Genomic DNA, 25,096 nt, shown 5'->3' on the forward strand with positions numbered 1-25,096 from the left:
TTAACTAATATGAAAAGTCTTGGAATCCTTTGCTAATTCACTAATAATAGGCGCTGGGGTAAACCTTGCGCCGTGTTTTGATGATAATTCCTTCATAATTCCTTCTACATTTTTTAATCCTAGGAAGTCCATCATTCGGAATGGTCCACCACTAAATGGAGGAAATCCCAATCCAAACACTGCCCCAATATCTCCGTCTCTAGCCGATAAAAGAATTCCTTCCTGCAAACACATGGCAGCCTCGTTCATCATAATCATTCCCATTCGTTGCTGAATTTCAGTTTTGTCCATTTTTTTGCGGTTTTCACCTCCGAAAAACCGGTAGGCTTCTGAATTTATTTTTCCACGCACTTTTTTACCCTTTTCATCATACACATAAAAACCCTTTTTATTCTTTCTTCCATGAAAGCCTCCCTCATACATTCGCACCATAGCATCAGTGATTTTAGCACCTTGTCTGGATTGAATAAACTCCTGGGTCATTTTGCCTTTATAAATGTGTGCCCCCACATCGATTCCAACTTCGTCCATTAAAGTTATAGGTCCAACAGGGAAACCATAATCTTTCATCACTTCATCTAATTGCAATGCGTCTGCACCTTCTTCCAATAATAACAAGGCTTCATTTAAAAACGGACTTAAAATTCGGGTGGTGTAAAAGCCGGGTCCATCCTTTACTACAATGCATGTTTTTCCTTGTTTAATTCCTAAATCCAAACAAGTAGCTGTTACCCAATCTGCTGTTTTGTCCGTCACTATAATTTCAAGCAATGGCATTTTGGGAACAGGTGAGAAATAATGCATACCAATAACTAATTCAGGTCTTTGGCTTGCTTCTGCAATGGCTTTAATTGGCAAGGCAGATGTGTTTGAAGCAAAAATACAGTCTGGACGAACCATATCTTCCACTTCCTTTACTACTTTCTTTTTTAAATCTAAATCCTCTAAAACCGCTTCAATAATTACATCCACCTTGTCGAAATTGTCGTAGGTGGTGGTTCCGCTTACCCTGTTAATTACAGCTTCTGCTTCAGGTAAGGTCATTGCTTTTCTCTTTACTTTTTTTGCATAATTATCCCAAATGGTCTTCTTCCCTTTAGCAACAGCTTCTTCCTTTAAATCTTTCAGTAATACATTAACGCCCTTTGCTGCCGATACTTCTGCTATTCCTGCACCCATAAAGCCTGCTCCTAACATTCCCAGGGTACGCACCGGTCTAACAAGTTCCTTCCATGGGTTTTTCTTCATTTCCGTCATTGCAAAGAATATATTGATTAGCTGACGGCTAACATTCGTTAATATCAATTCCTCAAATTTAATAGCTTCAGCATCGTAACCTTTCTCTATACCTTGGTTCATTCCAATTTCAACACATTCTAAAATTCGTTCCGCTGCAGGATAATTTCCCCTTGTTTGTCTCAAGGTCATTTCCTTTGCCTTTTTGAATAAAACACTTCTTCCCAATGGGTTTCCTTCCAATGCCCATTCCAATGCGGTTATTTTTCTCTTACGCTCAAATTTTCCACTTAAAATATCTTTTGCTAAATACTTGGCCGCTTCAACTAGTTGGGCCTTATTGGTTACCCTATCTGCTAATCCCATTTTATAGGCCTGCTTGCCATAAACATTTTTGCCGGTTAGCATAATATCCAATGCTTTCTGGATTCCAATTAACCTTGGCAATCGTTGGGTTCCTCCACCGCCAGGCAATAAACCTAATTTAATTTCAGGTAAAGCTAATACAGTTCCTTCATCTGCAACAACCCTTCCATGGCAAGCTAATGCAATTTCCAGTCCCGCACCCATGCACGATCCATGAATGGCTGCTATGATTGGTTTTTTACTCTTCTCTAGTTTAGATAAGGAGGCATGTCCTCTCCTTGTTATTGGTTCAAAATCTCCCTTTTTGGTAACCTTTTGAAACATTTCAATATCCGCACCGGCAATGAAATCCTTTTTCTTACTGGCCAATATAACCGCCTTGATAGAGCTATCGGCGTCAATTTGGCTAAAAATGCCATCAAAGGCTTGAATGAGCTCTGGTGAAACTTTGTTTACTTTTTCTCCTTCTTGGTCTAACCAAACAATGGCGAATTCTCCTTGCTTTTCTAAGGTAGCGTAGTTCATTTTATTGCGAAATAGGGTGAGTTATTAAACTTTGGGCTGTAAAGAAAACAAATTCAGGGAAATATTACTCTTCATTAGCATTTTAAATACTCTTTTGAAGCATTTTTGCCCCAAATTCATTCAAATGACTTTTTCAAAAATTACCGAACAGGCATCCAATCACCAAGACCTGGAAAAGAAAACTGTTGAGGAACTGCTTCTTGGCATTAACGGGGAAGATAAAAAAGTTGCGGATTCAGTTGAAAAGTCAATCCCTCAAATAAAGGTGTTGGTGGAGCAAGTTGTTGAAAGAATGAAAAAAGGTGGACGTTTGTTTTATATCGGTGCCGGTACAAGCGGTCGACTAGGCGTAGTTGATGCTTCAGAATGTCCTCCAACCTTTGGAGTTGAACAAGGTGTTGTGGTAGGGTTAATTGCAGGCGGTGATGCAGCTATTCGAAAAGCGGTAGAGTTTGCCGAAGATTCGCTTACCCAAGGCTGGCAAGATTTGCAAGAGTTTATGATAAATGATCTGGATTCCGTTATAGGTATTGCCGCCTCCGGAACAACTCCTTATGTAATTGCAGCCCTAGTTGAATGTAATAATAATGGAATCCTCACGGGGTGTATTACCTGTAATCCGGGAAGCCCGGTTGCGACAGTAGCTCGATATCCGGTTGAAGTTGCCGTTGGTCCTGAATTCGTTACCGGTAGCACCCGAATGAAAAGTGGAACAGCACAAAAAATGGTACTAAATATGATTTCCACCACCGCTATGATTCAATTAGGTAAGGTGAAAGGGAATCGAATGGTTGATATGCAATTAAGCAATAATAAATTGGTTGATCGAGGTACTTTAATGGTTATGAATGAGTTAGGTGTTGATTATGCCTTGGCTCAATCTCTATTACTTCAATTTGGCAGTGTACGTAAGGCCTTGGTTGGCTATAAAGACCAATAAGTTATTTTTACCCTTCAATCCCATTATTCGAGGTATTTTCTTTACTTTGCCCTCCATTTTCAGTTTAGCATGAAGAAATTTATACTCCTTAGTTTCCTTGTAATTCTTTCAATACAGTCTTTTTCCGCCATTTGGAGGACTTACAATACCCAAAATTCAGGTTTGCCGGCCAATGAAGTGATTGCCGTTGAATTTGATACCGATGGAACTCTTTGGATTGGTACCATTTATGGCGGTGCCGCTCATTTTTATCCCTGGCTTAACCTTTGGGTTCAATATACCGATACCAACTCGCTCATGCCGGATAAGGAGGTAAGGGCTATTGCCATTGCCAATGGTGGCACCAAATGGTTTGGTACCAAAAAGGGCCTGGTTAAAATGGTAGGTGATGAATTAACTGTTTATACAAAATCCAATAGTTTGCTGCCTAGCAATAAGGTCAATATTATTCGTAAAGATGATAATGGTTTTATTTGGGTAGGCACCAATGGTGGACTGGTTAAGATTAATGGTGATGTTTGGCAAACTTACACTCCGGTCAACTCTTCTTTGCCCGATAGTATTGTAACTTCCATTGATTTCAAAGATAACAATTTATGGATCGGAACATTTAACAAAGGATTAGCTAAGTTCAGTAACAATACATGGGAAGTATTTAACCAATCTTCCGGTGATTTTCAAAGTAATCAGGTTTTTTCCCTGGGTTTTTCTGGTTCAACACCACTTGTTCGCATGGCCGAAGGTGTTTATAAATACGAAGGCGGAGCATGGGATACCTTACCCGGTTTCTTTGGATTGCCTAATTTTTACAACAGACGTATCATCGAAGATAATTCCGGTAACCTATGGTTTGATAAATTTTATGTTTCTATCGATTCGGTATTTAACCTGGATACCTTACCCGATTTAGATACAGTAATTTTTTCCAATAACTATAGTCTTTCTCAATATAACAATGGGCTATTTTTAAATGAGTTTACCTTTAATAATTCCGGTCTTCTAACTAATAAAGTCTATAGCATCTTTATAGATAAAGGTAGCAATACCTTGTTTATCGGTACTGAAAATGGAAACCTTACTCTTTACAATCCTGCCGGAATTACCATTGGTACCGAAGAACTGAGTGCTGTGAAAGAACATGTATATCCCAATCCAAGCAATTCTATTATACATTTTGCAAAGAATACCGAGACATTGACTATATCAGATATTTCCGGGAATGTAATTTTCAGAGGAAATGATAATACAGTGGATGTATCAGCTTTCAACAATGGGATATATTTGGTGCAGTGGACCGCTAACGGGAAAGTGTACTCAGAGAAATTTGTAAAAAACTAAAATGGGTCGAATCCAGCTTATTGCCATTGCAGTTAGTCTGAGTTTCTTAATCTACATCAGCAGATTAATTGTTAAAGGTAAATTGCGCGAAGAGTATGCTTTCGTGTGGATAGTTTGTACAATTGTTCTCATCCTTTTTTCTCTTTGGCGAAAGGGTTTGGATGTGGTAAGTCATTGGTTGGGCATTTATGATCCGCCCAATATGGTATTTACCGGGGCTATTTTTGCCATTCTTATTTATTTGCTTCACCTTTCAATTACTGTCTCTAAGCTCACCAGGCAGAATAAAACCCTGGCCCAGGAATTGGCATTAATGAAGCAGGAACAACAAGCCAAAGCCCAGCAAGGTGAAAGCAGCAATTGAATTAGAAAAAGAGGCTATTGCCATTTCTATTTACCTTTTGGGTAAACCTTGCTCTTCTACTTTGGTGGAACGATACATACGGGCTCATCAAAAACATGAGATTAAGCTGGAACATAAAGACGTGAAGCTTTGGAAATGGGCTTTGAATGGACGTTTTTGGATGGCTTGTATTGATTCCGGGTTGGCCTTGGTTCAGCCCAAAAGTCCTATTAGACGGAAAATATTTACCATGCTGGCCATTCTGGAAGCCTCTGTGGAAAATACCTCCTTTTTTTTGCCCACTGCTCAATCTCCTTTTGTGGTTTGGGTTAAACTCTTTCAGCAAGGTGTTAAGGCTGTATTTTTCAGCTTGCTTGGATTGGTTTTAGTTAAACTTATTTGATTGGAAAAGCAGTACGAATATATAGTTATTGGTTCTGGTGCTACCGGAGCTATTGCAGCAAAAACATTAGTTGAAGCAGGTAAGGAAACCTTGGTTATTGATCCCGGAGTTTGGAACGAAGAAAAACGTAAAAAAATACCCGATCTTTCCTGGGAGGAAATCCGGAAAACCGATACCAATCAGCATTCCTATTTCTTAGGGGATGATTTCGAAGGAATAGTTTGGGAAGAAAGTCGGGTAGGTTCACAGTTAACCCCTCCTCGTACCTACCTCAAAGAAAAAACCGAACAATGGTTACCCTTCCTTTCCAATTCTTTTTTTCCATTTGAAAGTATGGCAAAAGGTGGGCTAGGAGGGGGGTGGGGAACTGGATGCTTTGTGTTTAGTAATCCGGAATTGGATCAATGTGGTCTGGATCCCAAAACAATGGAGCAGGCCTACCGCCAAGTGGCATCATGGATTGGAATGTCGGGACAGCAGGATGATGGTTCCAATTTTGCTATTGGAAATCTGAAGAACCTGCAAACTCCATTACCTCTCGACTCTTCTATGCTTGGTATTTTTTCAAACTATGACAAACATAAGGAAACCCTTCAAAAGCAAGGTTTTTGGCTTGGACGTTCCGGTATGGCTTTGCTTTCCGAACCAATAGATGGCAGAAAAGCTTCTCAAGGGTACGATATGGAGTTTTGGGGCGACAATGATTACAGTGCCTACCGCAGTTGGATGACCATTGACCAACTACTTTCCAAGCCCAACTTTACTTTAGTTTCCGGGTGGATGGCAATACGGTTCGAAGAGGATGAAGGTGGTGTTACGGTTTGGGCTCAATCGTTAGAAACGAATGAAGTTCAGGCATTTAAGGCTAAGAAATTGATAATTGCTGCAGGCGTTTTATCTACGGCCCGCCTGGTATTGCGTTCGCAAGAGGCTTACCAACATAAATTGCCTGTGCTTTGTAATGCCTATACGTATATGCCTACCATAAATTGGTCTAATTTAGGTTTGGGTTATGATACCAAACGATCCGGTCTATGTCAGGCAATTTTGTTCCGTGATACCGGAGCTAACCAACAGGAAGTGGCCCAGGCTGCCTTGTTTGGATACCGCCAGTTGTTATTGTTTAAACTTGCCAAAGAAGCTCCATTGGGATTTGCTTTTTCAAAAGAAATTATGCGATTACTGGAGTCAGCATTTATTATTGCAGGAATCCATCATCCCGAGCAGGCAGGAGGCGAAAAATGGATTGAATTGGTTCGGGCTGAGTCTTATCAGACCGGCGATGTTCTGAGAGGTGAATATCGCCATTCGCAAGCAGAGGAGAATCGCTTTTTTGAAACTGAGAAGGCCTATAAGAAAGCCTTGTTCAAGCTGGGTTGTTTGCCTTTGAAAGCTATCCGAACCCCGCAAGGAGGCAGTATTCATTATGCCGGCACTTTGCCTTTTTCTGATTCAGATCAACCGTTTCATATTCAACGAAATGGACGTTTAAATGGATTTCAAAAGGTATTTGTAGGAGACGGTTCCGGTTTCCGCTATCTTCCCGCTAAGGGGTTAACATTGAGTCTGATGGCTAATGCTTTTTTAGTAGCAAATGCGGCAATGGAGCACTAGGGCTTTTCAAGGTGAGCCTTGGGCAAATACGTCTAGGTATTTTTAGGTTAAGTTTTCATTCCAACTAGTATAGGGTATTTTAAAATCCTTCATCGTTCTTGATTGACTTTTTTTTAATACCTTGTATGCGGGCCCCCTCCGCCCAACAATTGTTTGGCTAAACTTCGAGCAACTTGCATGGGCGTTCGGGTCACGCTTTCGGCTGTAGTCCTCGTCGCACTTGGCTAGCGCCGCATGCTCCTGTGGGCTACTTGCCTCAATCGTTGCCCGAGGTGCAAGCCTAAAGTATGGTGCATGGAATTGAAGTTTTTAGGTAAACAGGCTTATTCTGCCACCTTGTTTTCTATTTTCTGACAAACAACCAAAGTTATGGAATTGCACGGTATTTTCGGGTAGGGATAGAAGTGGAAAGCCCACAGCTAACCGCGGCGTTAGCCAAGGTTGGCGAGGACTTGGAACGGATAGCCCGGGCCTGAGCCATTCTAAAGCCTGAGATAAAATGGAATGTTATGCGAAGGCACCCGCATCCAAGAAATTTAAAATTGGAGCTTTTTACAACTTATAATTCCAAAAGGGAGCCTGCTATTTTTTGAACTAAAAGGCTGATTTTAAACGAAAGTGATAAGATTTTTCTTAAAAAAGACAGGTTTGGAAAATGAACTCTAAATATTGCTAACTTTGCCGATTGGTGAATTCATTGAGACGATTTATATTATTTGTATTACTTGGATTAACGCTTGGTTCGTGTAGATATTACAACCAGAACCGCATGTTAAGAACGGATAATTTTTATCCTTATTCGGTATTCGATACTACAGCGGTTATCAAAAATTACCGTCTTACCCCAGGTGATTGGATTCAGTTTAATGTTACTTCCAACCGCGGATCGGTCTATGTTTCAGGGTTAACCAATCGAATTCAGGAGAACAATAATTTTATGGCCAAGGTGGAGGAAGATGGTTTTGTAAAATTGCCATCGGTAGGAAGAGTTTATTTGCAAGGTTTAACCTTTAGACAGGCCGAATTGATGTTGGAAGATGAATATTCCAAGTATATAAATGACCCTTTTGTGACTTTGCAATTTTCGAATAAGCGAGTTTTTTTGTTTATTGGAGGCTTAGCTTCGGTGGTTCAATTGAAGTACGACAATACCACCTTGTTTGAAGTGTTAGCAACATCGGGAGGTTTACCGGAAAATGCAAAAGCATATAAGGTTAAAATCATACGAGGCAACCTCAGCGATCCTAAGGTGTATATTGTGGATTTAAGTCAGTTAAAAGGGCTTAAAAATGCCGACTTAGTAATGCAAGGCAACGATATCATTTATATTGAAACCCGCAGAAACATTGCAGGTCAGACCTTACAGCAAATTACGCCATGGGTGTCGATTTTGTCGACTCTCTTGTTAACTTTTACATTGATTAAGACCTTAACAAAATAGATGGCGCCTCCAAAGAAAATTTCTTATTTCAATGATAATTTCGATTTAGGATTATTTCTGCTTATTTCGAAGAAGAGTTTGTTATGGATTTTGCTGTTTTTCTTGTTTTGTACCACCATAGCCTTCATTTATTTGAGGTATACGGAACCGGTATATGAAACCAAAGCCATCATTCAGCTTAATTCGAGTCAAACAACGACCAAGCTATTGCAGGTCTCGAACTTTTATGATGAGAGTATTTATAAAGAGATAGAGTTATTAAAATCTTCGGAGTTTCTGTTAAGGGCCGTTTCCAGTTTGGATTTGGATATTTCTTATTACAAAAAGGGCACTGTTTTGAATTATGAGGTTTATAAATCATGTCCATTCAGGGTGGGATACCGATTAAAGAATGGAGATATTTATAATCTACCAATTTATTTGGAATTTTTTCAGGACAGAACGGTAGAGGTTAAATACCGGGTTGGTGATGTTCAATACAATACCAGGGTTCCGATTAAGGATAGTATTGATGTAAAGCATTTGAAATTCAAGCTTGAGTTTTCGAATTTGAATCGCATTTTAGAAATGCAGAATGATGGCAATCAGTACTTTTTTGAGTTAAACAATCCGAATTTAAAAATGGCGAATATTTCCACTCCATTAACGGTGGAAGTTTTAAACGAGGTAGCAAAAACTATTCGAATTTCATTTAGGGGTAAGAATCCTGAAAAGACAGCGGATATGGTGAATGCCATTGCCAATGATTTTATTTCATACGATGTAGAGAACAAAGAAAAAAGTGCAGATAATGTTTTAAGGTTTTTGGATGATCAATTGGCTTTGTTGTATGACAAGTTAATGGAGACCGAAGAGCAATTGAATCAATTTAGAACCCAGTATGGGATAGTGGATGAAGGTGAGAATGGTGCCGGACGCACACCCATACCAATTAATTCGAAAAGTTTAGAATACCTGAATAAGATTGACGATATCAATGATGCAATCTTGAGTTTAGAGTTTGATATTGATTTATTGGTAAAGGTTAAAAATGAAATTGGTTCTAATTTAGAATCGGTGGATGTTAGCAAAGCTTTAACAGGCATTTCTTTGGCAAAATTGCAATATTCATTTACTAATCAGCTTCAAACCTTAAATCAATTGCAACAGGAGCGTGAAAAGTTGCTGTTTGATGTTACGGCCAATAACGATCTTATCAGGCGATTGGATTATCAAATAAAGATTCAAAACAAACTGATTCTGGATGGTATAGATAATGCGATTAAACTGGGAGATAAGCAAAAGTCTGATTTGAAGTCTAAGTACAAAGTATACCAGGAGAAAATCAGGTTAGAGAAAGACACAACTCAGAGTTTGGATTATGATGCGATAGAGTATTCAAAACTAAACCGAATTTACACTGTAACAGAAACCTTTTATAATGATTTGGTAACTAAAAAGGCTGAATATTCAATTACAAAAGCCGGATATACACCAAACAATCGCTTGTTAGAACGGGCAATTATTCCGGAGGTACCTATTTCGCCCGACAAGAAGGTAGTGATACTTGCAGCCATGGTAGCATCCATATTGTTAAGTGTATTTTTGATTACGATTCGATATTTGTTGTACAATGATATTACCACCATTAACGATATAATTCGGTACACCCAAACTCCGATTTTGGGGATGGTGCCGAAGTATAAAAAGGAAATTCCCAACTCTCAATTATTGGTGGATAAAAGTCCAAAGTCGGGAATTTCGGAGGCATTTAGGTCGCTGCGAACCAATTTGCAATACATATCCAATCAACCCGGGTCAAAGATTATTTCCATTACTTCGACAGTATCGGGAGAGGGGAAAACTTTTATAGCTATTAATTTGGGTGGAATTATAGCCTATGCAGGGAAGAAGGTAATTATTATCGATACGGATATGCGTAAACCTAAGATTCACCTTGGATTTGACGTTGCCAACTTAAAAGGGATGAGTACCATTTTAATTGGAAAGGATTCGTATAAAGATTGCATACAATCAAGTAGTTTAGAGAATCTGGATTTTATTACGGCAGGGCCTATACCACCAAACCCTTCCGAGTTAATTATTTCAACCAATTTTACGAATCTTCTTAAAACTCTGAAGGAAGAATACGACGTAATTATTATTGATAACCCACCGGTTGGAATAGTAACCGATGGTATTTCAAATATTTTGTTGGCAGATTATCCTATTTATGTGGTTAGGTCGAATTATTCTAAGAAAGCATTTATTGGGAATATTGAGCGTTTGGTCAATGAGAATAATGTGAAGCCATTGAGTATTGTATTAAACAGTGTAGATACATCCCGTGCTTCGTACGGTTATGGGTATGGTTATGGGTATGGTTATGGCTACGGTTATGGGTATGGTTATGGTTATGGGTATGGCTATGGATATGGAGGAGGTTATGGTTACTATGAAGAAAGCCAAAGCAGTAAGGATAAAGAAGAGGGCTTTTTTAAAGGACTTTTCAATAAGAAGAATAACAAGGAAAATTCAAGTGAATAGCTAGATATCAATGGAAATTATTAAAACCGAAATTGAAGGTGCGTTTATCATCAAGCACGATGTTTTTGGAGATTCGAGAGGTTTTTTCATGGAATCTCATAACCAACAGAAGTTTTTGGAAATGGGTATCAACGATGTTTTTGTTCAAGACAATTTGTCCATGTCCAAAAAAGGAGTGGTTCGTGGCTTGCATTTTCAATTGCCGCCTTACAGTCAAACCAAGTTGGTAAGAGTAATAACCGGTGCAGTAATTGATGTAATTGTTGATTTGAGAAAAGGCTCAAAGACCTACGGAAAACATGTGAAGGTTGAGCTTAGCGAGGAGAATAAGTTGTCGTTGTATGTGCCACCATCGTTTGCTCATGGTTTTACTTGTTTGAAGGATGATACCATTTTTTCATACAAATGTTCGAATTATTATAACAAGGAATCAGAACGTACAATTCAGTGGAATGACTCCACATTAAACATAGATTGGGAAACAAGCAATCCTATCTTTTCTGACAAGGATAAGGTGGGATTATCATTTGAGAATTTTAGCAGTCCGTTTTAGAACGTTTTGTTTGAATCTTGAATTAGTATATTTGTAGTAGTTCCCCTTTATTTAAACGATTTGACTAGAGATACTTATACCATCGTTATTTACATTGGATATTTCTTTCTTGCCGGAATTTTTTCATTCTTGGTGAATGGATTGTTTCTGCAATTTGCTTCCAATTTAGGGATGAGGAATAATTCTGATCACCTTATCAGATGGAGTTCTACGACGAAACCTGCACTTGGAGGTGTTTCATTTTTTATCTTGTTTTTATTGTCTATTGCTTCTTATTCTATCTTTTTTGAAGAGAATAAATTGCTATATAATCCTAAGTTTCTTGGTTTTTTAGCGGCATCGGTATTGGGGTTTTTAATAGGTTTAGCGGATGATGCCTACAATACCAAACCTATTTTAAAGTTGGGTGGACAATTAGCTTGTGCGGTAATTTTGGTGATTAGCGGTAATAAAATTGTCTTCTTTGGAAACGAGATTTTAGATATAGGATTGACATTTTTTTGGATAATCGGGCTTATGAATTCCATCAATATGTTGGATAATATGGATGGTATAACTTCAACGGTTTCCATTAGTATCATCTTGTCTTCATTGTTCATTTTGCTTTGGAAGAACGATTTATACAATCCTGATATTATTTTGTTGGAAGGGGTATTGTGTGCCTTAATTGGATTTCTGTTTTATAACTGGAATCCCTCAAAAATGTATATGGGCGATACCGGAAGTCAGTTTCTAGGCGTATTTCTGGCTGCTATTGGAATTAACTATTTTTGGATGGGACATGAAGCTCAGGGATATCGAATTCAAACCAAGCAGTTTATTGAGCCATTGTTAATTTTTATGATTCCCATTATTGATACTACCATTGTAACAGTTAACAGACTTCTTAGAGGTCAATCTCCAATGGTTGGAGGACGGGATCATACAACCCATCATTTGTCATACATGGGATTAACCGACAGGCAAGTGGCCCTAACTTTTTTCGGATTATCATTTATTTCCTTCTTAGGCTTAATGATGATTGAGTTCTTCATTACCGACTGGGGATATACCCAACTAATAGTTTTCTTCCTATATTTCTTAGGCCTGCTTGGTACAATGTTTTACATTACCAAACGTTATAAACAACCCACCAAGAAATAGTTTTAGAAATTAACCCTAGCTACATATTCCATGAATAACAATAAGCCCATTTTGGCCTTTGTTTTATTGCTTTTTTCTTTGCTTATATTTTCCTTGTTTAATTTTTCATCTCACAAGGACGATAAGCTATACAGCGATTTATTTAATAATAACTACCGTATATTTTCAGTTCAACTTCCGGAAAAACTGGATTTTTGTGGAGAGCATGTTCCTTTGCATAGTTTTGATGTTCGTGAAAGGTTGGATAGAGAAATGTTGGTTAATGTTTACTGGCAATCTCAGACTTTGTTATTTCATAAGCGCGCGGCCAGGTGGTTTCCGGTTATTGAACCTATCTTAAAGAAAAACGGGGTTCCGGAGGATTTTAAGTATCTTTCTTTAATTGAAAGCGGATTTGTTAATGTGGTTTCACCTTCTGATGCAGTGGGATTTTGGCAATTTTTAGAAGAAACAGGAAAAAGGCATGGTTTGGAAGTGAGTCCGGAAGTAGATGAGCGTTACAGCGTTGAAGCTTCTACAGAGGCAGCCTGCAAATATCTAGTAGAAGCCAAGCAAAAGTTAGGATCCTGGACTATGGCCGCAGCTTCTTATAATATGGGAGTGAGCGGAATTCGTAAACATATAGAATATCAAGGGAATCAGAATTATTACGACTTGATGTTGAACATGGAAACCTCCCGTTATGTTTTTCGAATTTTGGCGATAAAGGAAATTATGGAACATCCGAAGAAGTATGGCTTTTTTATTCGGAAAAAGGATCTTTATCCTCCAATCAAGACCAAGAAATTAGCCGTTGATTCAAGCATAAGTGACTTAGCAAGTTTTGCAAAGTCACAATCAGTTAGTTACAAAATACTTAAGTTGTTTAATCCTTGGTTACGCGATAAGACCTTAACGAATAAAACAGGTAAGGTTTATTCGATACAACTACCATTACCGGGTTATGAAAATTACGATGATTTATTGGATGAAGTTGAATCAAGGGCCATCGATTCTGCCTATGCGATTGATTATGAAGAATTAATGGGGCCTCAACGGGATGAATTTGCTACCTTAAAGGTTCACAAGGTAAAATCAGGAGAAACTGTTGAATCCATAGCTAGAATGTATGATTGTGAGCCAAGTCAAATTCGGGAAAGAAATAAGCTTAAACCTTCTGAGCAGCCGGCAGTCCATACTGAACTTATTATTGCTTGCTAAAATGTGTATCTTGGAACAGTATTTGAAAAGAAGAACCGATACAACCAGTAAGTATTTTAGTTTTTTTGTTTAAATACTTGTAAATCAATATAAAAGTGTCGTTTTGTGATCGATTCATTTCATTGATAGAAATTCGAGGTTTTCGTTTTTTTTCATCTTCAAACATTCCGAAATGGGGGTTTGTTTTTCTATTTCTGTTTTTTTATGAATTTAGTTTTTCTCAATCAGACCAAATTAGGGTTCACGGCACCTTAGTTGATTTATTGGGTGAGTCGCAGTTTAATAAGGTTATGGTGATAAACAGGCGGACTTCTACCGGAGTATTTGGTAGCCTAACAGGTGAATTTACCATTTCAGTTAAACGATCTGATACCATTTCAGTGCATGCCTTGGGTTATTCACCTTCCCGAATTTGTTTCAAGGATAGTTCAGCCAATAAAACTGATTTTGAGGTTAGAATTGTAATGTATAGACTCAATATACGATTGGATGAAATTGTATATGTTGCACCCAGAAGCCTTGACCAAATACAAAAGGATATCGAAAAGTTAGGGGATAAACGTCTTTATAAAGAAACGCCAGAAGTGTCGGATGTTTTGCAAAGTCCTATAACTGCATTGTATGAGCGTTTTAGTCATTTTGAAAAGCAAAAGGCTGAGGCTCGCAGACTTCAGAATGAAAGCAATCGTAAAAAGCTCTTAAAAGAATTGTTACGTATTTATGTAACTGCTGAAATATTGGATTTGGAGGATTGGGAGTTCGATGACTTTATTAATTATTGCAATTTCGATGATGAGTTTGTAAAAAGTTGCACTCAATATGAACTTGTTATTGCTGTGAAGCGCAAGTATGATCGATATATGGAAGTTCGCAAGTATTAACGTATGGAATTGCTTTTTGAGTAACAACTATCCTTATTTTTGTCCAAAGCTATTTTTTTGAGAACATATACTAGCATAAAATCTTACCTATTTGTTGCAGTTGTATTTCTGTTGACAGGATGGGAAGCCAAAGCACAACAGAAAGAGAAAGATTCTGATGGGAATGAAGTTGTAATGGATATGCGTGCCCGACAGGAGCTTATTGCCTTTATGGATGCCTGCAAGGAAAGGTCTTTAGGGAATAAGGAAGAAGCTGCAAGGAAGTTTTATGAGGTATTAAGTGTTAATCCTAAAAACGGGGTTGCGAGGTATGAATTGGCGAAGTTAATAGAAGAGAAAGGCTTGCACGCTGAATCTTTGGCATTAATTGACCAGGCATTGGATACCGATCCTCAGAATGTATTTTACTTGGATTTTAAAGGTGATTTGCTAGGTAAGTTGGGTAAATTGAAAGAGTCAATCAAGGTATATGAGAAAATAATTAAGATTCAGCCAAGTAATTTGGAAGTGCTTTATAAAATTGCTGATTCTTGGTTGGTATCAGGTAGTTATGAAAAGGCAATCGAAGGATACAACAAGGTGGAAGCCATCGTTGGAGTTGATGAGCAACTCAGTATTCAGAAGGAAAAAATTTGGTTGCAACTGAATAAATTGGATAAGGCAGAGTTTGAAATTCGCCAATTAATTGATGCGTATCCCGGGGAAGTAAGGTATTATACTATTTTGGCCGAGCTATACAGGGCCAATAATTTGCCGGATAAGGCCTTTGAGGTTTATCAGAAGGTTGAGAAAATTGCACCTGAAGATGCCTATCTTAATATGCAATTGGCCGATTATTATCGAATTAAGGGCGAAAAGGAGAAGTCGTTTTCATATTTGAAAAAGGCATTTGCTAATAAGAACCTAGATATCGATACCAAAATGAAAGTTTTGATATCATATTATACCCTTACCGAAAAGAACCCTATTTTAAAAGGTCAAGCTTATGAATTGTTGGAGGTGTTAACTGCCACCCATCCAACCGATGCCAAATCTTATGCTGTTTATGGGGATTTTTTAGTGAGGGATGACCGATTTGCGGAGGCCAGGACCCAATTTTCGAAATGTTTGCAACTTGATAAAAAAAGGTATCCTGTTTGGAGTCAGTATTTTGTAATTCTAAACCAATTGGGGCAAACTGATTCCTTGGTTGCCGCTGCAGCAGAAGCCATTGAGTTATTTCCTGTAGAATCGTTTAGTTATTTAATGAAGGGTGTGGCAGAGCTTCAATTAAAGCGACCTAAGCAAGCAATAGAAACTTTACAATCAGGAAAATCTCTGGTGTTTGAAAAGCCTGAACTTGGGCAATTTTGGACCAGTATGGGAGATGCCTATAATGAATTGGCTGAACATAGTAAGAGTGATAGTTGTTATATTCAAGCTTTAAAATTGGATCCCAATAATGCCAATGTATTAAATAACTTTAGTTATTACCTGTCGTTGCGAAAAATGGATTTGGAAAAGGCTAAGGAGATGTCGCAAAAGTCAAATGAATTGGAACCAAACAATTCATCATACCAAGACACTTATGGTTGGATTTTATTTCAGTTGGGTGATTATTCCAATGCAAAAATTTGGATTGAGAAAGCGATAGGAAATGGGGGGGAGAACAATGGTACTTTGTTAGAACATTTGGGCGATGTGGAATCCAAACTGGGAAATGCTTCAAGAGCAGTTGAGTTATGGCAAAAGGCCAAAAGTACCGGAGAGCATTCGGATTGGATAGACAAAAAAATAAAAGAAGGAAAATACTTCGATAAGTAAGTTATGGTAAGTTTTGAAACCTTAGTTCATTGGCCTATAGTGCCAGTTTTGTTTTCCTGTTTTTGGTCTATTCTTTTTTTGCAATCCGGATTAGACAAAATTCAGGATTGGAAAGGGAATTTGGATTGGTTAACCGGGCATTTTTCGAAATCGATATTTTCCGGACAGGTAAAGGTATTATTAGCCTTATTGACGTTGACGGAGTGTTTAGCCGGTTTTTCTTCTTTCCTAGGGATTGGCGCAATTGTTTTATATGGAAATTATCTGTTTTCTTTTATTGGGGTAGTGTTGTCCGGAATAGCCTTGATTATGCTTTTTTTAGGTCAACGTATTGCCAAGGATTATGCGGGAGCTGCATCGTTAGTTCCGTATTTTTTGGCAGCGGTTTTTAATTTGTGGTTACTAAGCACCCTGAGTTAATACAATAATTGAATTGTGACTACCGGAATGGGTATATCCGAATCTAGGCCTGGTTTTCAGGTAATTTTGAAATGAAAGTAAATAAGAATCTGCCAAAATTATTCTTCAGAACTACCTGGAAGTAAGGCTTGAGCTGTTGGGTCTGTGCATTCGCCCAATTGACCTAAACCAATGGAATTGTAATAGTTGTTAAATAGATTGGTTACTATTTGGTTACGTAACCATCCACTTTCAACGCCCAAAACGATGGTAATCACTCTGTAATCGCAGCGGTGGCTTGTTGCACACAGGCAAAACATAGCGCTGCGTGTGAAACCGGTTTTTAAGCCATCAACTTCTTCGGAATAGGTAGAAACTAATTTATTTTTATTTTCATACACAAAGAGGGAACGTCCGTTGTGCACACTTTCCATTTTCTTTTTGGTAATGGAAAGAATTTCTTCGTGTTTAAGTAATTCTTTGGCCAATACTAAAAGGTCCGCAGGGGTTGAATAATTGTCTTCGTGGCCTTTACCAACCGGTAGTCCTGTACAATTATAGAATTTAGTTCCAAGCATACCAAGATCAAATGCTTTCAAATTCATTCGTTGAACAAATTTTTGTTCCGATCCGGCATTCAACTGGGCAAGTAAGTAAGCAGCATCATTTCCTGAGGCTATCATAGCTGCATTCAACAATTCTTCAATGGTAACTTTAATCCCTGGATTTAAATAAACTTTGGATCCTCCAATCCAACTAGCCTCTTTGGTAACAGAAACCAGGCTATCCCATTTTAATCTGCCGCTTTCAATATCTTCTAAGGTAATTAAAGCAACCATCATTTTGCTAAGTGAAGCAATGTTGCATTTATTCGTTAAACCTTTAGCCCAAACAATTTTATTTTCATTCACATCGAAAACCAAACCTGCTCGAATGTTTTCGGGTTTATAAGCCAATTCAGGACGAATGTCCATCCGAATAGATTCTTCCTCATTGAATTTTTCATTGGAAGAATTGGAGGAAATTTCACCAACTCCTGTTTTTCCCGGTGTGTAACTAGGGAAAATTAGAATTAAAGTACAAAAGAGTAAAAACTGAAAAATGTTTCTTATCATTCTCTGCCTGATTGATTGGTGGGAAAGAGGTTTAGATAGTTTATTAATGTTCAGTCGCAATGATACTAATTGATTTTCTTACGCAAATTAACCGCAAAGGTTGTTATTAACAAAACTTTGTTAGTGGTTAATAACCTCTAGGAACGTTTGTTTTCCTGTAAAATTGCCTCAGCGGTAACTAAATCAATGGGTGTTGTAATTTTGATATTTTCACGTTCACCTGGTATAAAATGGGGTATAAATCCGGCTTTTTCAAAGACCATGGTGTCGTCGGTTATATGTTCGGAGTAAGCAGTTTTTTGATAGGCTTCCATAAGGAGACTTGTTGAAAACACTTGTGGTGTTTGAACTGCGCGAATTAAGTTTCTGTCAAAAGCTTCCCAATGATTATTGTTTGACCACCGAAGAGAGTCGTTGAGAGGAACCAGAGGAATAGCTGACCCCTTATTTTCAGCCTGGGAATAGGCTAGCATGATTAGGTTTTCACTAGCCATTGGTCTAACCCCATCATGGATAGCTACAACACCGGAAGCCGGAATGGAATTTAATCCGTTTTTTACGCTTTCGTATCGGGTGGACCCTCCGGGAATGAGTGGTATTTGTTTAAGATGGTCAGGGGCCAGGGAATTCCAGGTTGGGAAGTGAGATGGAGGTATAACCAGTCTGATTTTTTCCGGACTAGAGAGGCATTGAAGGAAAAGTTCGAGGGTATGTACCAAAATGGGTTTACCTCCGAGGGTGAGGAATTGTTTAGGAAGCTCTGATCCCATCCGTTGACCGGAGCCTCCTGCCACCACAATGGCCCACCTTTCCATATTAAAGGATTAACATGGCGTCACCATAAGCAAGGAATTGATAACCTTCCTTAATAGCTTCGCGGTATGCTTCGAAAGTAAATTCGTAACCGGCAAAGGCGCAAACATTCATCAACAAAGTAGATTGCGGTTGATGAAAATTAGTTATTAAACAATTCGAAACCTGGAAATCGTATGGTGGGAAGATAAATTTATTGGTCCAACCATTGAAAGATTTTAAGTGACCGGTTGTAGAAACGCTGGTTTCCAAGGCACGAAGTGTAGCCGTTCCGATGGAGCAAACTTTTTTGCGTTCGTCTTTGGCTTTATTAATGATGGTAACCATATCATCCGGAATGATTAATTGTTCCGAATCCATTTTGTGTTTGGTTAAATCTTCTACTTCCACCTGGCGAAAGGTTCCTAATCCCAAGTGCATGGTAATTTCAGGCAGGTGAACCCCTTTGATTTCGAGGCGCTTTAAAAGTTCACGGCTAAAGTGCATTCCGGAGGTTGGTGCAGCAACTGCTCCTTCGTGTTTAGCAAAGATGGTTTGAAAGCGAAATTCATCTTCCGGTTCAACCGGACGCTTGATGTAGCGTGGAAGTGGAGTTTCTCCTAATTTGTAGATACGACGTTTGAATTCATCGTAACCTCCATCGAAAAGAAAGCGAAGTGTTCGGCCCCGAGAGGTGGTATTATCAATTACCTCAGCCACTAATTCGTCGTTATCGCCAAAGTATAGTTTGTTACCAATTCTAATTTTACGAGCCGGATCTACCAAAACATCCCAAAGCAAGGTTTCTCTGTTAAGCTCACGTAACAAAAAGACTTCAATTTTTGCCCCTGTTTTTTCTTTGTTACCATACATTCTGGCAGGAAAAACACGGGTATTGTTCAAAATCATCACATCCCCATCGTCAAAATAGGATAATATATCTTTAAAAACCTTGTGTTCAATGGTTTTTTTCTTGCGATCCAAAACCATCAAACGGCATTCGTCACGGTTTTCGGCTGGATATTCTGCGATTAATTCTTGTGGAAGTTTGTAGCGAAATTGAGAAAGCTTCATGCGCTTAGGTGCTAATAATGAATGAGTTAAGCTTAATTAGTGAGGAAGTATATTATCCCCAAAAAAGTTTGCAAAGATATAATTATTCCAAAAGCAAACAAGGTCAATTTTTATGACCGGCTAAGAATATTTTAATTTATTCCGATTTTGTGGTAGAAACCGGGTTTAATCGAGGGTCAATCAGGTTGTACCAAATTACCGACCAAATGATATAGAATACAATAATTATTGGAGTAGCATTAAAGTGGAAAATGGCAACCATGATTGCTGCTACGGCAAGAAATACATACCTGTTTAAATTGGTTCTCCAGCCGAAATCCTTAAATTTTAAAGAAAATAATCGAATTTCACTAACCAGTAAAATGCTCATAACCAAGCTTAATCCGCATAAAAAGGCCGGGTGGTAGATAATATCTACGTAGATTAATTTTTCTGAGAATTTAATTAATGTTGGTAAGTGGAAATGTAAAAGTAGTGGAAACGAACAAACTAATAATGCATTTGCCGGTGTAGGTACACCGATAAAATCTAGCGCTTGTCTGGGATCTATATTGAATTTTGCCAATCGTAATGCTGAAAATGCAGCAATAATGAAAGGGAAATACTTCATGAAAGGAAATTGGGTAAAGACGTAATAGCTTGACCAATTAAAATTCATGCTTTGTTGAAGCAGGTGATAAACAATAACGCTGGGAGTAACACCAAAGGAAACCACATCGGCCAAGGAGTCGAGTTCTTTACCTATTGGACTGGAGGCATTGAGTAAACGTGCGGCAAATCCGTCGAAGAAGTCGATAATTGCTGCTACATAAACATAGATAGCAGCGTCGGCTAATTGTCCGTCAAAAGCCTTTACAATAGCCATGCATCCACACAGCAAGTTGCAACAGGTTAAAATATTGGGTATGTGATTGCGAATTCCCAAAGCGGGGGCGAAGATACATATTTGAACCGGTTAAAGGTCAAAAGGTTTCTTAAAACTATACTTTGCTTTGTTTTACGCCTGCAGGAAATACCCTGAAGCAGTTGATTGGTGCAACTATTGGAAGTTTGTGGGTAGTTTAACCTAATATGAAATCATCAGGCGCTTCTTACTGAAAGGACAGAGTGCGTTTTTTGGGTTTTGCACCTCGGGTAGGGATAGAAGTGGAAAGCCCACAGACGACCGCGGCGATAGCCAAGGGCGGCGAGGACTTGTAACGGATAGCCCGGACCTGAGCCCACGTAAGGTTGGTTAAAATGAAAAAGGTATGCGAAGGTACCCGCCTAAAAATTGTCTTAAAAAGGAAATTATTCCTTGAAAACACTGGTTTTAAAGTAATCGGAATGTGATTTTGATACCAACTATGGTCACGTAAATAAAGCCTGAAATGGCTAATAGCATGAGAATGAGGTACAGATAATTGAATTTTTCGAGCTTGCCTGTTGATTTGTGAACTGCAATTACACCTTTGGTACCCAATGAGTTGAAGTATGCGATTAACAACATAAATAAACCGGATGAAAGGGTGAAAACGTTTTGAAAGATGTTAAATTCTCTGTTTACCAGGAAGACGATGAAGGTGCCGATAAGCATGGGGCCCAATGCCAATTGGTTAATAGAACGGGCCTTTTCATCGTTGTTGGATACCTGTAATCTGGAACCGGCCATTTTAAGGATAGGTTCAGTGAAAATAAATCCGGTTAAAAATAGCAAGGCCGCTGCAAGGAAAGCCATGATGAATTTATTGGCAGTACCGATATAAAACCATGCAGCAACAATTCCTAATCCTTGCCAGGTGCCTAAACCACTGATACTCGTGATGGGGATAAAAATTACTTTGGAATAGAAAATGATTAGAGAATTGCAAGCTACCCAAAGCAGGAAAAGGCGAAAATCTTTTCGAATACCTTGTAAAATTTGAAAGAATAGGAAGGCGAAAATTCCGACAAACAAGCAGAAAATAGGACCGGCGGAATAAGTTCTGGTAACGGACCAAAGGTTCCATATGCCGGGCTCGTAGTAATTGGCATATTTAATGGCGTAGAGAAAAACAGTGGGCTTTAAGTTGTAGTGTGTTGCAATTAATCCTGTTAATATTTCTTGAGCAAAGAAAAGTAACAGGTAAGAAGTAACCATCATCATGGTTGAATTAACCATGGGCAAAAGGTCGAATTTCCACAGGTCGCGTCGAAAACGAAGCGTTTTAACACCTTCAATGAATTCTTTGACCCTTTCTTTAAATGGGGTTTTTTCAACCTTGAATTTTTTATCGAGTTGGTTTTCTTCGGAGTAAAATTCAACTTGTTTTTGGAACCATTTAGAAAGGTTGAATCGTTTTTTAGGTTGATTGAGATCGGTTTTTCCAAAGGAATCTTCCCAATAGCGTTTTAATCTTTCCCTAAAGCTAATTTTGGTTTTCCTTTTTTTGGTAAGATTAGCTTTGAAGTCATCTTTGCTTTTAACATCTTCCAACATTTCATTCAAGAAGCCGGATATGCCTTTGGATTTGCGCCGACGCTTGGGTTGTCCTTCAAATTTCTTTTCAGGAAATTGTGATTCCCAAAGGTCTACCCAAAAGTCTTTGAATTTTTCCCAACGTGTTCTCCGTCTTCTCTTTTCGGTCATGGCTTACAGGCTTTCTTTTTTAACTTAATTTTTTGTCCGGCTTGTAGCGGTTGTCGGGTATCCAATTGATTCCATTTAAGTAGAAATTTAGTCTTAATTCCATAGTGTTGAGCGATATCCCAAATGGTTTCTCCGCTGAGTACAGAATGGCATCCAACATTGGATTTTCTACGTTTAGGTTGTAAATATATAATTTCTCCTTCAATTGGTTTTTTCTCTTTGGGAAATTCGTTATAACGAGGTATTTCCCAGTTTCCCATTCCGAATTCTTGAGTTATGGCTTCGTAGGTATCACCGCTTTTTACTTTTATTGCTTTGATATTGTTGATAATATAAACTTGTCGGGAAGCAATTGATGCTTTTTCATTTTTAGTCTTGGCAGGTGTGTCGGATAATATTGGAGTTTGGTCTGGGGTATTGGGTATTTGGTCTAAAAGGTCCAATTCGTGCAAGGACCATTGTTCAATAATACGGATGAGTAATTCGGGGTATTTGGGGTTGGTGGCATAACCTGCGTCTTTGAGTCCCTTAGCCCAAGCTTTGTAGTTTTTTCGATCGAGTTTAAACAGGCTGGCATATCTTTCTCTTGTTTTTAGAAATTGGGAATGGTCTTCGTAACTTTCTTCAGCTTGTTTATATTTTCTAAAGCATTCATTTTTAGCATCATCATCTTGGTGATAGGTTGGTCCCTCCCATTCACCATGGCATTTGATACCGAAATGATTTTTTGCTTCACGTGCTAATTTGCTATTTCCATTGCCTGATTCCAACATTCCCTGGGCGAGTGTTATGCTTGCCGGAATTCCATATTGGAGCATTTCCCGAACGGCAATAGATTTATAGGTATTAATATATTCCTGTTCTGTAATTGTTTGTTGGGAAAAGGCAGTTACACCAATGCAATGGAGTAGAATAAAAAGGAAGAACCGATTAACCATCTTGCTAAGAAAGAAAGGAAGTATATAGGCTTTGGGTAAAATGTTTTCAATTTTCCAACAAGAGTTTGTTTACCGAATTGGATGATGATGTATGTGCAATTGAAGGTTCAAGTTGTTTTTGGAATGTATGACTTTTCAGAAAATGAATAGCTTTTCAAATTTGTTTCTGCCGGTTTCTTAGGTTTAAGAATCTATTTATTTTAAAATACTTGGTATGCGGGCCCCCTCCGCCCACCTTTTTTAGTGCAAAATCCAAAAGAGCCGGCATAGGCGTTCGGGTCACGCTTTCGGCTGTAGTCCTCGTCCCCCTAGGCTAGCGCCGTCGGGGTCCTGTGGGCTACTTGCCTCTATCGTTGCCCGAGTCGAAACCTCAACCTTTGATAGGTTTACCCATGTTTTGGGTGAAATAGTCCCAATCCTGTTTTGAAAATTACCGTGATAAACGCCGGAGCAAAAACTGTTTTGGCAAAATTGGGTTAAAAGAAAGGGTTGGGAAAAAAAAAGGCCGATTGATTCCTCAATCGGCCTTTAGCAAGAAGTTATGAATTACATGTTGGCTATAATTTCATCGCCAAATTCAGAGCATTTCAACAAGGTTGCTCCTTCCATTAGGCGGTGGAAGTCATAAGTAACACGTTTTTTAGCAATGCTACGTTCGATTCCTTGGTAAATTAATTGGGAAGCTTCAACCCATCCGAGATGTTCAAACATCATGGCACCTGAAAGGATAACAGAACTTGGATTTACTTTGTCTTGTCCTGCATATTTTGGAGCAGTACCGTGGGTAGCTTCAAAGATAGCGTGACCGGTTACATAGTTAATGTTAGCACCGGGAGCGATACCGATACCTCCAACCGAAGCGGCTAGTGCATCAGATACATAGTCACCATTCAGGTTAAGGGTTGCAATAACGCTGTATTCTTGAGGTCGAAGTTGGATTTGTTGAAGGAAGGCATCTGCAATGCTGTCTTTCACTAGGATTTTTCCGGCAGCCAAAGCTTCTTTTTGCGCTTGAGCAGCTGCATCGCTGCCTTGTTCTGCTTCGATACGGTCGTATTGTGCCCAGGTGAAAACTTGGTCACCAAATTCTCTTTCAGCAAGTTCATAGCCCCATTTTTTGAAACCACCTTCGGTATATTTCATGATATTTCCTTTGTGAACGATGGTTACGCTTGGTTTTTTATGCATGATAGCGTATTCAATGGAGGCGCGTATAAGGCGTTCAGAACCTTCAATTGAAACCGGTTTGATACCGATAGAAGAAGTTTCAGGGAAGCGGATTTTTTTCACTCCCATTTCGTTTTGAAGGAAGTCCATTACTTTTTTCACCTCCGGAGTTCCGGCCATCCATTCGATTCCGGCATAGATATCTTCGGTGTTTTCACGGAAAATAACCATATCAACATGTTCTGGGTGTTTCATTGGAGAAGGAACACCTTCGAACCATCTAACCGGACGAAGGCAAGTATATAAATCCAATTCCTGGCGCAAAGCAACGTTCAATGAACGAATTCCGCCACCAACCGGAGTTGTTAACGGACCTTTTATTCCAATCAGGTATTCACGAATAACATCCAGGGTTTCAGCAGGTAACCATTGTCCGGTCAGGTTAAATGCTTTTTCACCGGCATAAACTTCTTTCCAAACAATTTTCTTAGAACCGCCATAAGCTTTTTCAACAGCAGCGTCTAGAACGCGAACAGAAGCATTCCAAATATCTGTTCCGGTTCCATCTCCTTCAATAAAAGGGATAATTGGGTCATTAGGGGTGACAATTTTTCCGTCTTTAACGGTAATTTTCGATCCGTTCATTTCAATAATTTTCTAAAAAGTTAAACAGGGGGCGAAAGTAAGATTC

Annotated in this window: 21 protein-coding genes; 13 read left to right on the forward strand and 8 right to left on the reverse strand. The window is 38.7% G+C overall.

Annotated elements, in window-relative coordinates:
• Entirely contained in the window at window positions 1-2,127 is a 2,127-nt protein-coding gene (locus K1X82_02100; protein ID MBX7180877.1) for an enoyl-CoA hydratase/isomerase family protein, read from the reverse strand.
• Between the two features lie 124 nt (window positions 2,128-2,251).
• Between K1X82_02100 and murQ the strand changes: the two genes are divergently transcribed.
• From murQ to K1X82_02165, 13 genes are all read left to right on the forward strand, one after another.
• The gene (murQ, locus tag K1X82_02105) at window positions 2,252-3,067 is read left to right on the forward strand and encodes an N-acetylmuramic acid 6-phosphate etherase (protein MBX7180878.1); all 816 of its coding nucleotides are present in this window, start codon (window positions 2,252-2,254) and stop codon (window positions 3,065-3,067) included.
• A gap of 69 nt (window positions 3,068-3,136) precedes the next feature.
• On the forward strand, window positions 3,137-4,405 hold the full coding sequence (locus K1X82_02110; protein ID MBX7180879.1) for a T9SS type A sorting domain-containing protein: 1,269 nt from the start codon (window positions 3,137-3,139) through the stop codon (window positions 4,403-4,405).
• Between the two features lies 1 nt (window position 4,406).
• Window positions 4,407-4,769, forward strand: coding sequence for a DUF2304 domain-containing protein (locus tag K1X82_02115; protein ID MBX7180880.1), 363 nt, complete (start codon window positions 4,407-4,409; stop codon window positions 4,767-4,769).
• Window positions 4,753-5,151, forward strand: coding sequence for a hypothetical protein (locus K1X82_02120; GenBank protein ID MBX7180881.1), 399 nt, complete (start codon window positions 4,753-4,755; stop codon window positions 5,149-5,151). Before K1X82_02115 ends, K1X82_02120 begins: the two co-directional genes overlap by 17 nt.
• The gene (locus K1X82_02125) at window positions 5,152-6,765 is read left to right on the forward strand and encodes a hypothetical protein (GenBank protein MBX7180882.1); all 1,614 of its coding nucleotides are present in this window, start codon (window positions 5,152-5,154) and stop codon (window positions 6,763-6,765) included. It abuts the gene before it with no gap.
• Window positions 6,766-7,462: 697 nt separating this feature from the next.
• Entirely contained in the window at window positions 7,463-8,206 is a 744-nt protein-coding gene (locus K1X82_02130) for a polysaccharide biosynthesis/export family protein (GenBank protein MBX7180883.1), read from the forward strand.
• On the forward strand, window positions 8,207-10,732 hold the full coding sequence (locus K1X82_02135) for a polysaccharide biosynthesis tyrosine autokinase (GenBank protein ID MBX7180884.1): 2,526 nt from the start codon (window positions 8,207-8,209) through the stop codon (window positions 10,730-10,732).
• 10 nt (window positions 10,733-10,742) lie between these two features.
• Entirely contained in the window at window positions 10,743-11,285 is a 543-nt protein-coding gene (gene rfbC / locus K1X82_02140; GenBank protein ID MBX7180885.1) for a dTDP-4-dehydrorhamnose 3,5-epimerase, read from the forward strand.
• Between the two features lie 60 nt (window positions 11,286-11,345).
• The gene (locus K1X82_02145) at window positions 11,346-12,428 is read left to right on the forward strand and encodes an undecaprenyl/decaprenyl-phosphate alpha-N-acetylglucosaminyl 1-phosphate transferase (protein ID MBX7180886.1); all 1,083 of its coding nucleotides are present in this window, start codon (window positions 11,346-11,348) and stop codon (window positions 12,426-12,428) included.
• A 30-nt stretch (window positions 12,429-12,458) separates the two neighbouring features.
• Window positions 12,459-13,628 (forward strand): transglycosylase SLT domain-containing protein, encoded by a 1,170-nt coding sequence (locus K1X82_02150; GenBank protein MBX7180887.1) that lies wholly within the window; start codon window positions 12,459-12,461, stop codon window positions 13,626-13,628.
• Between the two features lie 122 nt (window positions 13,629-13,750).
• Window positions 13,751-14,509, forward strand: coding sequence for a hypothetical protein (locus K1X82_02155; protein ID MBX7180888.1), 759 nt, complete (start codon window positions 13,751-13,753; stop codon window positions 14,507-14,509).
• Window positions 14,510-14,566: 57 nt separating this feature from the next.
• A complete protein-coding gene (locus tag K1X82_02160; GenBank protein MBX7180889.1) occupies window positions 14,567-16,312 on the forward strand; it encodes a tetratricopeptide repeat protein in 1,746 nt (581 codons plus the stop codon).
• 3 nt (window positions 16,313-16,315) lie between these two features.
• Window positions 16,316-16,732, forward strand: coding sequence for a DoxX family protein (locus tag K1X82_02165; protein MBX7180890.1), 417 nt, complete (start codon window positions 16,316-16,318; stop codon window positions 16,730-16,732).
• A gap of 98 nt (window positions 16,733-16,830) precedes the next feature.
• Here the strand turns inward: K1X82_02165 and K1X82_02170 are convergent, their stop codons facing one another.
• The 7 genes from K1X82_02170 to icd all read right to left on the reverse strand — a co-directional run bounded on the left by K1X82_02170 (window position 16,831) and on the right by icd (window position 25,050).
• Window positions 16,831-17,826, reverse strand: coding sequence for a D-alanyl-D-alanine carboxypeptidase (locus K1X82_02170; GenBank protein MBX7180891.1), 996 nt, complete (start codon window positions 17,824-17,826; stop codon window positions 16,831-16,833).
• Between the two features lie 137 nt (window positions 17,827-17,963).
• Window positions 17,964-18,641, reverse strand: a complete 678-nt coding sequence (ispD, locus tag K1X82_02175) for a 2-C-methyl-D-erythritol 4-phosphate cytidylyltransferase (protein ID MBX7180892.1) — start codon at window positions 18,639-18,641, stop codon at window positions 17,964-17,966.
• Between the two features lies 1 nt (window position 18,642).
• A complete protein-coding gene (gene queA / locus K1X82_02180) occupies window positions 18,643-19,692 on the reverse strand; it encodes a tRNA preQ1(34) S-adenosylmethionine ribosyltransferase-isomerase QueA (GenBank protein MBX7180893.1) in 1,050 nt (349 codons plus the stop codon).
• Window positions 19,693-19,828: 136 nt separating this feature from the next.
• Window positions 19,829-20,617 carry a CDP-diacylglycerol--serine O-phosphatidyltransferase gene (gene pssA / locus K1X82_02185; GenBank protein MBX7180894.1) on the reverse strand — a complete coding sequence of 263 codons (789 nt, stop codon included), beginning with the start codon at window positions 20,615-20,617 and terminating at the stop codon, window positions 19,829-19,831.
• Between the two features lie 387 nt (window positions 20,618-21,004).
• Window positions 21,005-22,300: a hypothetical protein gene (locus K1X82_02190; GenBank protein MBX7180895.1), complete on the reverse strand. Its 1,296-nt coding sequence runs from the start codon at window positions 22,298-22,300 to the stop codon at window positions 21,005-21,007.
• Complete coding sequence (locus tag K1X82_02195; GenBank protein ID MBX7180896.1) at window positions 22,297-23,238, reverse strand: glucosaminidase domain-containing protein; 942 nt, start codon at window positions 23,236-23,238, stop codon at window positions 22,297-22,299. The genes K1X82_02190 and K1X82_02195 overlap by 4 nt, the downstream gene beginning before the upstream one ends.
• A 546-nt stretch (window positions 23,239-23,784) precedes the next feature.
• On the reverse strand, window positions 23,785-25,050 hold the full coding sequence (gene icd / locus K1X82_02200) for an NADP-dependent isocitrate dehydrogenase (protein ID MBX7180897.1): 1,266 nt from the start codon (window positions 25,048-25,050) through the stop codon (window positions 23,785-23,787).
• Between the last annotated feature and the right edge of the window lie 46 nt (window positions 25,051-25,096).

The organism is Bacteroidia bacterium (genome assembly GCA_019695265.1).
GTDB lineage: Bacteria > Bacteroidota > Bacteroidia > JAIBAJ01 > JAIBAJ01 > JAIBAJ01.

Excerpts from the sequence above, each read along its gene's own strand:
- queA (MBX7180893.1), bottom strand. The coding sequence starts at position 19,692 with ATGAAGCTTTCTCAATTTCGCTACAAACTTCCACAAGAATTAATCGCA.
- K1X82_02150 (MBX7180887.1), top strand. The coding sequence starts at position 12,459 with ATGAATAACAATAAGCCCATTTTGGCCTTTGTTTTATTGCTTTTTTCT.
- murQ (MBX7180878.1), top strand. The coding sequence starts at position 2,252 with ATGACTTTTTCAAAAATTACCGAACAGGCATCCAATCACCAAGACCTG.
- icd (MBX7180897.1), bottom strand. The coding sequence starts at position 25,050 with ATGAACGGATCGAAAATTACCGTTAAAGACGGAAAAATTGTCACCCCT.
- K1X82_02100 (MBX7180877.1), bottom strand. The coding sequence starts at position 2,127 with ATGAACTACGCTACCTTAGAAAAGCAAGGAGAATTCGCCATTGTTTGG.
- K1X82_02135 (MBX7180884.1), top strand. The coding sequence starts at position 8,207 with ATGGCGCCTCCAAAGAAAATTTCTTATTTCAATGATAATTTCGATTTA.
- K1X82_02115 (MBX7180880.1), top strand. The coding sequence starts at position 4,407 with ATGGGTCGAATCCAGCTTATTGCCATTGCAGTTAGTCTGAGTTTCTTA.
- rfbC (MBX7180885.1), top strand. The coding sequence starts at position 10,743 with ATGGAAATTATTAAAACCGAAATTGAAGGTGCGTTTATCATCAAGCAC.
- K1X82_02110 (MBX7180879.1), top strand. The coding sequence starts at position 3,137 with ATGAAGAAATTTATACTCCTTAGTTTCCTTGTAATTCTTTCAATACAG.
- K1X82_02195 (MBX7180896.1), bottom strand. The coding sequence starts at position 23,238 with ATGGTTAATCGGTTCTTCCTTTTTATTCTACTCCATTGCATTGGTGTA.
- ispD (MBX7180892.1), bottom strand. The coding sequence starts at position 18,641 with ATGGAAAGGTGGGCCATTGTGGTGGCAGGAGGCTCCGGTCAACGGATG.
- K1X82_02165 (MBX7180890.1), top strand. The coding sequence starts at position 16,316 with ATGGTAAGTTTTGAAACCTTAGTTCATTGGCCTATAGTGCCAGTTTTG.
- K1X82_02170 (MBX7180891.1), bottom strand. The coding sequence starts at position 17,826 with ATGATAAGAAACATTTTTCAGTTTTTACTCTTTTGTACTTTAATTCTA.
- K1X82_02190 (MBX7180895.1), bottom strand. The coding sequence starts at position 22,300 with ATGACCGAAAAGAGAAGACGGAGAACACGTTGGGAAAAATTCAAAGAC.